This is a genomic window from Streptomyces sp. NPDC023481 (assembly GCF_055560195.1).
Genome location: NZ_JBVHJE010000013.1, coordinates 110,008 through 122,915, shown reverse-complemented (window position 1 = coordinate 122,915; position 12,908 = coordinate 110,008). Strand labels below are relative to the sequence as shown.

Sequence of the window (12,908 nt, the reverse complement as noted above, 5' to 3'; positions counted from 1 at the left end):
CTACGACGTCCTACTCCTGCTTCTTGCGGCGGGTGCCTAAGACGATCTCGTCCCAGCTCGGCACGGCGGCACGGCGGCCGGGGCGCACGCCGTCGGCCTCGGCCTGCCGGTCGGTCGCGCCGACGAGCCGGTCGCGGTGGCTGCCGACGGAACGCGGCATGAGGACGTCCGCGTAGGCGGAGCCGGCGGACGCGGCGGGCGCCGGCGGCTCCTCGGCGTCGGGCTCGTCGTCGGGCTCCTCCGAGGGCTCCGCCGGGCGTTCCGGGACCACCAGGTCGCCCCGGAAGCTCGGTACGGCCTCCAGCAGGCTGGTCAGCGAGTCGCGCTCGCCCGTGCTCTCCTCGTCCGGCTCCGGCGGCGGGGCGGGCAGGCCGGGCCGGTCGCGGTCGAGCCGTTCGAGCGCGCGGTCCATCGAACGCTCGCGCGGCAGCCGGGCGATGCGCGGGACGAACGGGAAGCTGGGCTCGGGCACGGCGAGGTCGTCGGACTCGCCGATCAGCGAGCGCGCCTCCTCGTCCACGGCCTGGACGAGCCGCCGGGGCGGGTCGTACGTCCAGCTCGCCGAGTGCGGTTCGCCCGCGACCCGGTAGACGAGGAGCACCTCCCAGGTGCCGTCGTCGCGGCGCCAGGAGTCCCACTGCACGGTGTCCTTGTCGGCGCCGCGCAGCAGCAGCCGCTCCTGTACGGTCTCGCCGAGCAGCGGGCCGGAGTTCTCGCCGGGCCGGCGCACCGGGGTCTTGCGTGCCCGCTCGGCCATGAAGGCGCGCTCGGCGAGTACCGGGCCCTCGAAGCGCCGTACCCGGTCGACGGGGATGCCGGCGAGCTGGGCGACCTCTTCCGCGGTGGCACCAGCGCGTATCCGCGCCTGGATGTCACGCGGGCGGAGATGGCTCTCGACCTCGATCTCGATCTGGCCGAGACGGGGACGGTCGCCGCGCACGGCGGCGCGCAGGCGTTCGTCGATCGGAAGCGTGTACTCCGTAGAGTCGGCAGCCTTCAGCACCAGCCGTGTGCCGTCATTCGAGACGGCCACGACACGCAGTTCGGGCATGGGGACCTCCCGGGTGGTGCCTGCCGACGTCACGTGCGTCGCTGCTTCCGCTAGTCGAGTGTGGCCTGCCCGGGTGCAGCCTGCCACAACCTTGCCGAGTTGCCCGGCGTGTCGGGCACGGGCCCGGGAACGCCGTTATGGCACGGTTACCTGTTCGCAACGCTAAGTGACCAACTCTGTCACCCTGTGCAACCAGCCCCCTCCCGGCGGTCCTGCAAGGCCGCGGACACCCTGGTGGGAGGCCGGACCCAGGGCTCGCAACAGTACTCCATTCGGGCCATGTGCGTGGATCGGCGCGCCGCCCAACTTCTGGCAAGGGATGCGACTTGGCGCTCCGCAACCGGTTCTGCCGATCATGAACGTGGCGAACTTCACGCGATCACCGGAAGCGGAACCATTGATTTCGCCGGGCTAGGCGCCCAGTACCCGCCGCAGGTAGTCGTTCTGGAACAGCCGGTCCGGGTCCAGCCGGTCCCGTAGCGCGGTGAACTCGCCGAAGCGCGGGTACACCCGGGCGAAGTACTCCGCGTCCCGCGTGTGCACCTTGCCCCAGTGCGGACGCCCCTCGTGCGCGGTGAAGATGCGCTCGGCGGCGGTGAAGTACGCCTGGTAGGGCGTGCCCCGGAACATGTGCACGGCGATGTAGGCACTGTCCCGGCCGGAGGCGGTGGACAGGGTGATGTCGTCGGCCGGGGCGGTGCGCACCTCCACCGGGAAGCCGATCCGCAGCGCGGAGCGGTCGACCATGGCCTTCAGCTCGCGCAGCGTGGCCACCAGGGCCGCGCGCGGGACGGCGTACTCCATCTCCACGAACCGCACCCGGCGCGGCGAGGTGAAGACCTTGTACGGGATGTCCGTGTACGTGCGCGCGGACAGCGCCCTGCTGGAGATCCGGGCGATCGACGGCACGGTCGCGGGGGCCGCGCGGCCGACCCACTGGGCCACCTGGAAGACGCCGTTGGAGAGGAACTCGTCCTCGAACCACCCGGCCAGCCGGCCCACCGGCCGTTCGGGGCCGGCGCTGCGGTTGTTGCGCTTGGTGTTGGTGCTGCCGGTGTGCGGGAACCAGTAGAACTCGAAGTGCTCGTTCTCCGCCCACAGTTGGTCGAACTCGGCGAGGACCCGTTCGAAGGGCATGGGTTCCTCGCGCGCGGAGAGCAGGAAGAGCGGCTCCACGGCGAAGGTGATCGCGGTGACGACACCCAGGGCGCCGAGGCCGATGCGGGCCGCGGTGAACACCTCCGGGTTCTCCTTCTCGGAGCAGGTGAGCACCGAGCCGTCGGCCGTGACGAGTTCCAGCCCCTTGATCTGCGCGGCGATGGAGGCGGACGCCCGGCCCGTGCCGTGCGTGCCGGTGCTGGTGGCCCCCGACACGGTCTGCTCCATGATGTCGCCCATGTTGGTGAGCGACAGGCCCTCGCGCGCGAGAGCGGCGTTGAGTCTCTTGAGCGGGGTGCCCGCCTCCACCGTGACCGTCATGGACTCCCGGTCGATGCCGCGTATGCCGGTCAACAGTTGAGGGCGTATCAACACGCCGTCGGTGGCGGCGATCGAGGTGAAGGAGTGCCCGGTCCCGACCGCCTTCACCTTCAGGCCGTCCTCCCGTGCCCGGCGCACGGCCGCGGCCAGCTCCTCCACGGAGGCCGGCGCGACCTGCCGCGCGGGCCGGGCGGAGACGTTCCCGCCCCAGTTACGCCACGTGCCGTTCTTCCCGCTCGCTGTGCTGCTCAACGGTGCCTCCCCGACCCGCGGCCGGCCTGCGCAGCCGGCGGTACCCGAGGAAACCGACCGCGACCGCGACGGCTCCGGACGCGGCCGGAACCCCGTACCCGGCCCGCGCCCCGGCCGCGTCGATCACCCAGCCGGCCACGGAGGAGCCGACCGCGATGCCGACGGCCAGGCCGGTGCCCACCCAGGTCATGCCCTCGGTGAGCTGCGCGCGCGGTACGTGCTCTTCGATGAGGGACATCGTCGTGATCATCGTCGGTGCGATGGACAGGCCCGCAACGAACAGCGCCACGGCCAGAAGCGGCAGGTTTCCGACCAGTAGGAGGGGGATCATACTCACGGCCATCCCCGTCACGCCCAGCAGCCAGCGGCGTTCCGGCGCACCGCTGAAACGCAGCAGGCCGAAGACCACGCCCGCCGCGCAGGAACCGGCCGCGTACAGCGCCAGGACCACGCTCGCGGCGCCCTTGTGGCCGCGCTCGTCGGCGAAGGCGACGGTGACCACGTCGACGGCGCCGAAGATCGCGCCGGTCGCCATGAAGGTGGCCACCAGCACCTGGAGCCCCCGCGCGCGCAGGGCGCTGCCGCCGCCGTGCCGCTCACGCGGGTGCGGTTCGGGCTCGGTGGCGCGCTGGGCGGTCAGCCAGAAGACGCCGGCCGCCAGGAAGCAGGCGGCCAGCAGGGGGCCCGCCTCCGGGAACCAGGCCGTGGACAGGCCGATGGAGATGATCGGCCCGAAGATGAAGCAGACCTCGTCCACGACCGACTCGAACGAGTAGGCGGTGTGCAGCTTCGGGGTGCCCCGGTACAGCGCCGCCCAGCGGGCCCGGACCATCGCGCCCAGGCTCGGCACCGCGCCGACCCCGGCCGCGCACACGAACAGCACCCAGTCCGGCCCGCCGAGGTGGGCGGCGAGCAGCAGGCCGGCCGTGGCGGCCAGGGCCACCAGGGTCGCCGGGCGCAGCACCCGGCGCTGCCCGTGCCGGTCCACCAGCCGGGAGATCTGCGGCCCGACCGCGGCGGCGGACAGCGCCATGGCGGCCGACAGGGCGCCCGCGAGGCCGTACCGGCCGGTGAGCTGGGAGACCATGGTGACCACGCCGATGCCCATCATCGACAGCGGCATCCGGCCGACGAGTCCCGCGGCGGAGAACGCCTTGGTGCCGGGCTCGGCGAACAGGGCTCTGTAAGGGCTGGGCACGTGGTCTCCGGGCGGTTCGGTAAGGCGCGAATGCGGCTGATACAGCTTACGAGTTAGGGCACCCTCATCGCACCCGGTGCGACGTCCGGAGAAACCGCCCTCAACCGGCTGGAACCCGACTCTTCACCCCGCTGTTTCCCCGCTGTCAGTGCCGGGTGGCAGGATCGACCCATGCCAGACGTGCTCGATGCCAGCCCGTACGACGCCCTCCTCCTGCTCTCCTTCGGCGGCCCCGAAGGCCCGGACGACGTGGTCCCCTTCCTGGAGAACGTCACGCGCGGGCGCGGCATCCCCAGGGAACGCCTGAAGGAAGTCGGGCAGCACTACTTCCTGTTCGGCGGGGTCAGCCCCATCAACGACCAGAACCGCGCCCTGCTGGACGCCCTGCGCAAGGACTTCGCCGAACACGGCCTGAACCTGCCGGTCTACTGGGGCAACCGCAACTGGGCGCCGTACCTGACCGACACCCTGCGCGAGATGGTCGCCGACGGCCGCCGCCGCATCCTCGTCCTCGCCACCAGCGCCTACGCCTCCTACTCGGGCTGCCGCCAGTACCGGGAGAACCTCGCCGACGCACTGGCCGCCCTGGAGGCCGAGGGCCTGGAACCGCCGAGGGTCGACAAGCTGCGGCACTACTTCAACCACCCCGGCTTCGTCGAGCCCATGACCGACGGCGTGCTGCGCGCCCTGGCGGACCTCCCGGAGGACGTCCGCGCGGGCGCCCACCTCGCCTTCACCACCCACTCCATCCCGACCTCGGCCGCCGACACCTCCGGCCCGGTCGAGGCCCACGGCGAGGGCGGCGCCTACGTGGAGCAGCACCTGGACGTGGCCCAGCTGATCGCCGACGCCGTCCGCGAGCGCACCGGCGTCGACCACCCCTGGCGGCTCGTCTACCAGTCCCGCTCCGGTGCCCCGCACATCCCGTGGCTGGAGCCCGACATCTGCGACCATCTGGAGGAGCGGCACGCGGCCGGCGCCCCCGCCGTGGTGATGGCGCCCATCGGCTTCGTCTCCGACCACATGGAGGTCCTCTACGACCTCGACACCGAGGCCAGGGCCAAGGCCGAGGAGCTGGGCCTGCCGGTGCGCCGCTCGGCCACCGTGGGCGCCGACCCCCGGTTCGCCGCCGCGGTCCGCGAGCTGGTCGCGGAGCGCGCCGCCGTGGAGCGCGGCCAGGAGGTCACCCCCTGCGCCCTGGGCGCGCTGGGCCCGAGCCACCACCTCTGCCCGGTCGGCTGCTGTCCCGCCCGTGCGCCCCGCCCGGCCGCCGCCGGCGCCGACAGTCCCTACGCGTGAGGAGAACCGTGACCGACGCCCCCCACCGGGACCTGCTCGCCCTCGCCCAGGAGGCCGCCCGCCGCGCCGGCGAGCTGCTGCGTGACGGCCGCCCCGCCGACCTGGCCGTGGCCAGGACGAAGTCCAGTCCCATCGACGTCGTCACCGAGATGGACATCGCGGCGGAGAAGCTGATCACCGACCTGATCTCCGGGCGGCGCCCGGACGACGGCTTCCTCGGCGAGGAGGGCGCCTCCGTCGCGGGCACGAGTGGCATCCGCTGGGTGATCGACCCGCTCGACGGCACCGTGAACTACCTGTACGGCCTGCCGACCTGGGCGGTGTCCGTCGCGGCCGAACAGGACGGCGAGACCGTCGTCGGCGTGGTCGCCGCCCCCATGCGCGGCGAGACCTACCACGCCGTGCGCGGCGGTGGCGCGTGGGCGACCGGCGCCTGGGAGGGCGAGCGGGCGCTCGCCTGCCGCCCCGCGCCCCCGCTCGACCAGGCCCTGGTGTCCACCGGGTTCAACTACGTCACCGAGGTCCGCACCCACCAGGCGGAGGTGGCGGCCCGGCTGGTCCCGCTGCTGCGGGACATCCGGCGCAGTGGCTCGGCGGCGGTCGACCTGTGCGACGTGGCCTGCGGCCGGCTCGACGGGTACTACGAGCGGGGTCTGCACGCGTGGGACGTCGCGGCCGGGGACCTGATCGCCCGGGAGGCGGGCGCGCTGACCGGTGGGCGGCCCGGAGAGCGCCCCTCGGGCGACCTGACCGTGGCGGGGTCACCCGGGGTGTTCGAGCCCCTCCAGCGGCTGCTGGAGGACTTCGGCGCCTGGCACGACTGACCGGGGTAGCGGCGGCGGTACACGGGTAGCAGCACACAGAGGGACCCCGGCGCTGGATTCGCCGGGGTCCCTCGTCGTGCTCCGGGGCGTGAGCTCCGGGTTCTGCGCTCCGGGTCGATCAGACGCGTGACGCGCCGACCTCCACACCGTGTTCGGCGGCGAGGCGTCGCAGGTCGTCGAGCTCGGCCTGCTCCACCTCGGCGAGGAAGTCGTCGCCCTCGTCACGAGCCCGCGACAGGTCGGACTCGGTCGCCTGTATGCGCTGCAGAAGTCCTGCGGTGAAAGCGTCCATGCTGCGCCCCCTCGTCCAGGGTCGTGGGTCGGTGGCACGGGGGTGTGCCGTGAGGAAGGGGCGATCACGTCTCTCGCAGGTGCCCAGCGCTGCCCGGCCGGGCGGCGACGGTGCCGGACACCCACGCCCGCTCTGCCAAGCGGATGGCGGGGTACCGCATGGTGCTGCGGCACATGCAGAGCGTGATCGCGGGGTGTAAAGCCGTCCTCCCCCCGCTCCCTTCCGCGGAAACCTCAACCGGCGCGGAAATTCACCTATTCCCGCCCCGGAACCCCGTCCCACGGGCCCGGACCCCGCCTTACAGCCGACTTATGGCCGAAAAGGGCAGGATGGGGGTCACACCCGCGAAACAGCCCTGCCCGCACGCGCTCACCGCGCGCCACGCGGGCGGACATGAGGAAGGACAAGCGACGTGCGCGTACTCGTCGTCGAGGACGAGCAACTGCTCGCCGATGCGGTGGCCACCGGACTGCGCCGGGAGGCCATGGCCGTCGACGTCGTGTACGACGGTGCGGCCGCCCTGGAGCGCATCGGCGTCAACGACTACGACGTGGTCGTCCTCGACCGCGACCTCCCGCTCGTGCACGGCGACGACGTGTGCCGCAGGATCGTCGAGCTGGGCATGCCCACGCGCGTGCTGATGCTCACCGCGTCCGGCGACGTCAGCGACCGCGTCGAGGGCCTGGAGATCGGCGCCGACGACTACCTGCCCAAGCCGTTCGCCTTCAGCGAGCTGATCGCGCGCGTGCGCGCCCTGGGCCGCCGCACCAGCGTGCCCCTGCCGCCGGTCCTGGAGCGGGCCGGCATCAAGCTCGACCCCAACCGCCGCGAGGTCTTCCGGGACGGCAAGGAGGTCCAGCTCGCGCCCAAGGAGTTCGCGGTGCTGGAGGTGCTCATGCGCAGCGAGGGCGCCGTGGTCTCGGCGGAGCAGCTGCTGGAGAAGGCCTGGGACGAGAACACCGACCCGTTCACCAACGTGGTGCGGGTGACGGTGATGACGCTGCGCCGCAAGCTGGGCGAGCCGCCCGTCATCGTCACCGTCCCCGGCTCCGGCTACCGGATCTGATCCCCCGTGGCCACGACACCCGCCCCACCCCAGGCACCCCCGAAGCCCACCTGGGACCCCAGCCGGCCGCAGCCGCCCTTCCCGTGGCTGCGCCCGACCATCCGGATACGGCTGACGCTGCTGTACGGCGGCATGTTCCTGATCGCCGGCATCCTGCTGCTGTCGATCATCTACCTGCTCGCCGCCCAGGCGATCAGCACCGGCAACCAGCCGCTGTTCAAGATCGTCAGCGGTTCGGCGATCAAGGTCACCAGCGACAACTGCCCCGCGGTCACCGCGATCAACTCCGGCCCGGTGCCGCTGTCGGACTTCAACGACGCGATCGCCCACTGCGTCGACCAGCAGCGCCAGGCGGCCCTGGACAACCTGCTCAGCCGCTCCCTGCTGGCCCTGCTGGGCCTCGCCGTGATCGCCTTCGCGTTCGGCTACGCGATGGCCGGCCGCGTGCTGTCCCCGCTCGGCCGGATCACCCGCACCGCCCGCCAGGTGGCCGGCTCGGACCTGTCCCGCCGGATCGAGCTGGACGGCCCGGACGACGAGCTGAAGGAGCTGGCGGACACCTTCGACGACATGCTGGAGCGGCTGCAGCGGGCCTTCACCGCCCAGCAGCGCTTCGTCGGCAACGCCTCGCACGAGCTGCGCACCCCGCTCGCGATCAACAGAACGCTCCTCGAAGTGCACCTGTCGGACCCGAACGCGCCGGTCGAACTCCAGCAGCTCGGCAAGACGCTGCTCGCCACCAACGAGCGCAGCGAACAGCTGGTCGAGGGGCTGCTGCTGCTCGCCCGCAGTGACAACCAGATCGTCGAGCGCAAACCGGTCGACCTGGCCGAGGTCGCCACGCAGGCCATCGACCAGGTGCACGCCGAGGCGGAGGCCAAGGGCGTCACGGTCCGCGGTGAGCGCAAACCGGCCGTCGTGCAGGGCAACGGCGTGCTGCTGGAGCGGATCGCGCTCAACCTGGTGCAGAACGCCGTGCGGTACAACGTTCCCGAGAAGGGCTGGGTCGAGGTGGCCACCGAGGTCCGGCACGGGCAGGCGGTGCTCACGGTCACCAACACCGGACCGGTGGTGCCGGCGTACGAGATCGACAACCTCTTCGAGCCGTTCCGCAGGCTGCGCACCGAGCGCACCGGCAGCGACAAGGGGGTGGGTCTCGGCCTGTCGATCGTCCGGTCCGTGGCCCGGGCGCACGGCGGTCACATCCTGGCCCAGCCCCGCGAGGGCGGTGGTCTGGTGATGCGCGTCACCTTCCCGGTGTGACCGAAAACGACACACGCGGGGGATGTTCGCTTTACGCGGAATTTTTCGACCGGTGGACCGGGTTCTTCCTGTGTGATCGATCACATGGGCGGAATTCCGGCCATGTACGCACTGTGATCATGACAGAAGGTGGAAAGCCGGGAAAGTCCTGGTTTTCAGGGCACTTGATCACGGGAAGTACACGGTGAGGCGCCTTTGAGGTGCGGCATTCGAACCGTGTACGGTCCTCACCGCCAGCCAAGCCGATCACTCTCGGGAGGTCGGGTTGGGTGTCGATTGAGTAACAGACCTTGATGTGAGGCAAAATCTCCGCCTCAGGTCGGGCACAAGTCCGGCCTCTCACGCGTTACGTGCGCTGGAGACACCGCAGACACCCAGAGGGGGAGAGCGATATGGCAACCGATTACGACACTCCACGCAAGACCGACGACGACGTCGACTCGGACAGCCTTGAAGAGCTGAAGGCCAGGCGGAACGACAAGTCCACCTCATCGGTGGACGTCGACGAGTTCGAGGCCGCCGAGGGACTCGAACTGCCCGGAGCAGACCTCTCCAACGAGGAGCTGGCCGTCCGGGTGCTGCCCAAGCAGCAGGACGAGTTCACCTGCATGAGCTGCTTCCTGGTGCACCACCGCAGCCAGCTGGCCCGGGAGAAGAACGGCCAGCCGATCTGCCGCGACTGCGACTGAGGACGGGTCGGCCATGTCCGGCTCGACCCCTCCTCGGAAGCGCCGCTTCCACCTGCGGAAAGCGGACCAAGGGCCGGTCGACGGCCCGCACGGCGCGCGTGACGACGAGCGGGGCTCACCCGGAACGGGAGCCTCGCTCGGGCAGGCGCCCGACCGGGGCGGCCCGCCGGCGTCGGCACAGCCCCCCGCACCCGTCGCCCGGCGCCGGGCGACGGCGATCCGTGAGAAGGCCCGGGAACTGACCCGGGAAGGCGCCCGCAAGGGCGGCAGCCGGGCCCGCGCGGGGCTGGCGTACCTCACGGACCGCATCATCGACATCGCCCCGCGCGTCCCCGTACGCGACCTCGCGACCCTGCGCGGGCAGTTCCCCGGGCTCGGACCCGAGGAACTCGCCGACAAGCTGGTGGCGGGCGCGGCGGCCGGCACCTCCACGGTCGGAGCCGGGATCGGAGCGGCGGCGATGCTGCCGGTGCCGCCGGCCATGCCGACCGAGCTGGCCGCGGAGATCACCGGCGTCGCCGCGATCGAGCTGAAACTGATCGCCGAACTGCACGAGGTCTACGGGGTCCGCCCGCCCGGCGGTCTCAAGGCCCGCACCACCGCGTATCTGTCCTCCTGGTCGGAGGAACGCGGGGTCGACGTGATGAAGCCGTCGACCTACGACACGGCCCTCGGCGGCCGGATGAAGCGCCAGCTGCGCCAGCAGATCATGAAGCGGATGGTCCGCAACCTGCCCAACCTGATGCCGTTCATGGTCGGAGCCGCGGTCGGGGCGGTCATGAACCGCCGGGACACCAGAAGCCTCGCCGCCCGCGTCCGAGCCGACCTGCGCAGGATCCAGGTGCCGTGGGACGCGCTGCCGGAGCTGCCGCCCCTGGAGAATCCGGCCGAACCCCTCTCGCTGCGCGACCTGCCCGACGAACCCTGAGGGGCGCGGCCGAGGCCGCCCGGGCGGGTTCTAGGCGTGCGCCGTGCGCGCCGCCTCGATGGCCGCGGCCAGCCGCTCCGGCTCCCGCGTCGACAGGTACAGGTACGGCGTCGGGTCCTGCGGGTCCGTGACCTCCACCCGCAGCGCCGTCGGGATGTAGGCGCGCAGCAGCAGGAAGGCACGCGTGTCGGCCTTGTACGTCCGCCAGGCGCGGGCCTCCTCCGCGTCCAGCACCTGCGTCGCGCCCAGCGCCGTCACCGGGATCTTCGCCTCGCCCGCGATCAGGGAGTCGCCCACGACCCGGATGCGCGGGGAGCCGTAGGAACTGGCCACCACGGCCGCGGCCGCCGTACCGCCCACCAGGCCGCCGAGCAGCGGCAGGGTGCCGAACGGCAGCAGGATCAGGGCGAACGAGACACCCACCAGGAAGCTGATCAGCCACCACGAGCGGGGGGCGGTGAGACGTTCTTCGTAGGGGGCGGCGGAGAGCTGCATGGAGCCAAGCTTGGCACGGGATCGGTAACCGGCCGACGCGCGGGTAAGGTCTGCGGCTGTGAGTGGTAGTTCCCCAGCTCTTCAGCCCCCCGCCGACGCGGCGAAACCGGTACGGCACCCCGACGCGCCCGCGCCCGGGGAGCTTCTCGGCGCCCACTACGAACACTGTTTCGGATGCGGCCCCGGGCAGCCCCACGGACTGCACCTGGAGGCCCGCGCCGGCGAGGGCGTCTCGCTGACCGCCGAGTTCACCGTGCGGCCCGCCCACCAGGGCGCCCCCGGCCTCGCGCACGGGGGAGTGCTCGCCACGGCCCTGGACGAGACCCTCGGCTCGCTGAACTGGCTGCTGCGCACCATCGCCGTCACCGGACGGCTGGAGACGGACTTCGTGCGGCCCGTGCCCGTCGGCAGCACCCTGTATCTGGAGGCCGAGGTGACGGCCGTCGCCGGGCGGAAGATCTTCTCCACCGCCACCGGACGCCTCGGCGGCCCCGACGGGCCGCTCGCCGTGCGCGCCGACGCCCTCTTCGTCGAGGTCAAGGTGGACCACTTCATCGACCACGGCCGCAAGGAAGAGATCCAGGCCGCCATGAGCGACCCCGACCAGATCCGGCGCGCCCGCGCCTTCGAGGTGAACCCGTGAGCCGAGACCCGCTGAACGTGCTGCTGCGGCGCATCGATCCGGACGTACCGCTTCCGGCGTACGAGCATCCCGGGGACGCCGGGGCCGACCTGCGCACCACCGAGGCGTGCGAGCTGAAGCCCGGCGAACGGGCCGTTCTGCCCACGGGCGTGTCGATCGCCCTGCCCGAGGGGTACGCGGCCTTTGTGCATCCGCGCTCCGGCCTCGCCGCCCGCTGCGGTGTCGCCCTCGTGAATGCCCCGGGGACGGTGGATGCCGGGTACCGTGGGGAGATCAAGGTGATCGTGGTGAATCTCGACCCGCGCGAGGCCGTGCGGTTCGAGCGCTTCGACCGGATTGCCCAACTGGTCGTCCAGCAGGTCGAGAGGGTCCGCTTCCAGGAGGTCGCGGAGCTTCCCGGCTCGGCGCGGGCCGAAGGGGGCTTCGGGTCCACCGGTGGCCATGCCGCGGTGGGCGACGAGAGCGGCACAAGCGGCCGGGCCGCCGAGGGCGGTCCGGCGGGTGGGAATCGATACGCTTCGGTCGTATCCGACCGGGAAGGACAGTGACGTGTTCGGACGTCGCAACAAGAAGGGTGCCGCCGAGGACGCGGCCGGCGAGGCCGAGCAGGTCGTCGACAGCGTCGACACCGAGGCGGACGAGGAAGGCGAGGCCGGGCGCGAGCGCGTCCGGCTGGAGCCCGGGCCCCGGCCCGACGGTCCGTGGGACAGCAGCGAGGTGCGCGACCCCGCCGAGGGCCGCGTGGACCTCGGCGGCCTGTTCGTGCCGGGCGTCGACGGCATGGAGCTGCGGGTCGAGGTAGCCGGTGACGCCATCGTCGCCGCGACCGTCGTCCTGCGCGACAGCGCCGTCCAGCTCCAGGCGTTCGCCGCGCCCAAGCGTGAGGGCATCTGGGGCGAGGTCCGCGAGGAGATCGCGTCCGGCATCACCCAGCAGGGTGGCATCGTCGACGAGGTCGAGGGCCCGCTCGGGTGGGAGCTGCGCGCCCAGGTGCCGGTGCAGCTGCCCGACGGCACCGGCGGCTTCCAGGTCGTACGGTTCGTCGGCGTGGACGGTCCGCGCTGGTTCCTGCGCGGTGTGATCTCCGGCCAGGGCGCGGTGCAGCCGCAGGCGGCCGGGCTGCTGGAGCAGATCTTCCGGGACACCGTCGTGGTCCGCGGCGAGGGCCCGATGGCCCCGCGCGACCCGATCGTCCTCAAGCTGCCCAACGACGCGCAGATGGTCCCCGAGGGGGTCCAGCAGGAGGAGGGCTCGCGCTTCTCCGGTGGCATGGGGCAGTTGCAGCGGGGCCCGGAGATCACCGAGGTCCGCTAGGCGCTCCGCTGGGTTCAGCGGTTGTTCACGTCGGGCCGTGCCCCAAGGGCGCGGCCCGCCTTGCTGTGGGGGCAGCGCCATCGAGGGCGAGCACCCCGCCCCGCTCGACTCCGCC

The 12,908-nt window shown here is 72.2% G+C and carries 14 protein-coding genes; 9 read left to right on the top strand and 5 right to left on the bottom strand.

Annotation, left to right across the window (positions count from 1 at the left end):
• Nucleotides 1–10: 10 nt before the first annotated feature.
• The 3 genes from sepH to ACZ3ZD_RS24600 form a co-directional block, all read right to left on the bottom strand.
• On the bottom strand, nt 11–1,051 hold the full coding sequence (gene sepH, locus ACZ3ZD_RS24610; RefSeq protein ID WP_467401137.1) for a septation protein SepH: 1,041 nt from the start codon (nt 1,049–1,051) through the stop codon (nt 11–13).
• 411 nt (nt 1,052–1,462) lie between these two features.
• Nucleotides 1,463–2,782: a D-arabinono-1,4-lactone oxidase gene (locus tag ACZ3ZD_RS24605; RefSeq protein WP_467401134.1), complete on the bottom strand. Its 1,320-nt coding sequence runs from the start codon at nt 2,780–2,782 to the stop codon at nt 1,463–1,465.
• Nucleotides 2,742–3,980 (bottom strand): MFS transporter, encoded by a 1,239-nt coding sequence (locus ACZ3ZD_RS24600; protein ID WP_467401132.1) that lies wholly within the window; start codon nt 3,978–3,980, stop codon nt 2,742–2,744. The genes ACZ3ZD_RS24605 and ACZ3ZD_RS24600 overlap by 41 nt, the downstream gene beginning before the upstream one ends.
• A 171-nt stretch (nt 3,981–4,151) precedes the next feature.
• Here ACZ3ZD_RS24600 and ACZ3ZD_RS24595 point away from each other — a divergent pair, with 171 nt between their 5' ends.
• Together ACZ3ZD_RS24595 and ACZ3ZD_RS24590 are read left to right on the top strand one after the other, a co-directional pair.
• Nucleotides 4,152–5,279 carry a ferrochelatase gene (locus ACZ3ZD_RS24595; protein WP_467401128.1) on the top strand — a complete coding sequence of 376 codons (1,128 nt, stop codon included), beginning with the start codon at nt 4,152–4,154 and terminating at the stop codon, nt 5,277–5,279.
• Between the two features lie 8 nt (nt 5,280–5,287).
• Nucleotides 5,288–6,103, top strand: coding sequence for an inositol monophosphatase family protein (locus ACZ3ZD_RS24590; RefSeq protein WP_467401126.1), 816 nt, complete (start codon nt 5,288–5,290; stop codon nt 6,101–6,103).
• 118 nt (nt 6,104–6,221) lie between these two features.
• On the opposite strand, the gene ACZ3ZD_RS24585 is transcribed toward ACZ3ZD_RS24590, so the two are convergent.
• Entirely contained in the window at nt 6,222–6,395 is a 174-nt protein-coding gene (locus ACZ3ZD_RS24585; RefSeq protein ID WP_467401124.1) for a hypothetical protein, read from the bottom strand.
• A gap of 412 nt (nt 6,396–6,807) precedes the next feature.
• Here ACZ3ZD_RS24585 and ACZ3ZD_RS24580 point away from each other — a divergent pair, with 412 nt between their 5' ends.
• The 4 genes from ACZ3ZD_RS24580 (at nt 6,808) to ACZ3ZD_RS24565 (ending at nt 10,341) form a co-directional block, all read left to right on the top strand.
• Nucleotides 6,808–7,461, top strand: a complete 654-nt coding sequence (locus tag ACZ3ZD_RS24580; protein ID WP_007387794.1) for a response regulator transcription factor — start codon at nt 6,808–6,810, stop codon at nt 7,459–7,461.
• 6 nt (nt 7,462–7,467) lie between these two features.
• Nucleotides 7,468–8,724 (top strand): sensor histidine kinase, encoded by a 1,257-nt coding sequence (locus tag ACZ3ZD_RS24575; RefSeq protein WP_467401121.1) that lies wholly within the window; start codon nt 7,468–7,470, stop codon nt 8,722–8,724.
• Nucleotides 8,725–9,116: 392 nt separating this feature from the next.
• On the top strand, nt 9,117–9,413 hold the full coding sequence (locus ACZ3ZD_RS24570; protein WP_003997302.1) for a DUF4193 domain-containing protein: 297 nt from the start codon (nt 9,117–9,119) through the stop codon (nt 9,411–9,413).
• Nucleotides 9,414–9,426: 13 nt separating this feature from the next.
• A complete protein-coding gene (locus ACZ3ZD_RS24565) occupies nt 9,427–10,341 on the top strand; it encodes a hypothetical protein (RefSeq protein WP_467401119.1) in 915 nt (304 codons plus the stop codon).
• 30 nt (nt 10,342–10,371) lie between these two features.
• Here the strand turns inward: ACZ3ZD_RS24565 and ACZ3ZD_RS24560 are convergent, their stop codons facing one another.
• Nucleotides 10,372–10,836, bottom strand: a complete 465-nt coding sequence (locus ACZ3ZD_RS24560) for a DUF3093 domain-containing protein (RefSeq protein WP_467401116.1) — start codon at nt 10,834–10,836, stop codon at nt 10,372–10,374.
• 58 nt (nt 10,837–10,894) lie between these two features.
• Between ACZ3ZD_RS24560 and ACZ3ZD_RS24555 the strand changes: the two genes are divergently transcribed.
• From ACZ3ZD_RS24555 to ACZ3ZD_RS24545, 3 genes are read left to right on the top strand one after another with little or no spacing between them, the layout of a single operon-like run.
• Complete coding sequence (locus ACZ3ZD_RS24555; RefSeq protein ID WP_467401114.1) at nt 10,895–11,479, top strand: PaaI family thioesterase; 585 nt, start codon at nt 10,895–10,897, stop codon at nt 11,477–11,479.
• Nucleotides 11,476–12,027, top strand: a complete 552-nt coding sequence (gene dut / locus ACZ3ZD_RS24550) for a dUTP diphosphatase (protein WP_467401109.1) — start codon at nt 11,476–11,478, stop codon at nt 12,025–12,027. The genes ACZ3ZD_RS24555 and dut overlap by 4 nt, the downstream gene beginning before the upstream one ends.
• Before the next feature lies 1 nt (nt 12,028).
• On the top strand, nt 12,029–12,793 hold the full coding sequence (locus tag ACZ3ZD_RS24545) for a DUF3710 domain-containing protein (RefSeq protein WP_467401106.1): 765 nt from the start codon (nt 12,029–12,031) through the stop codon (nt 12,791–12,793).
• Nucleotides 12,794–12,908: the final 115 nt, after the last annotated feature.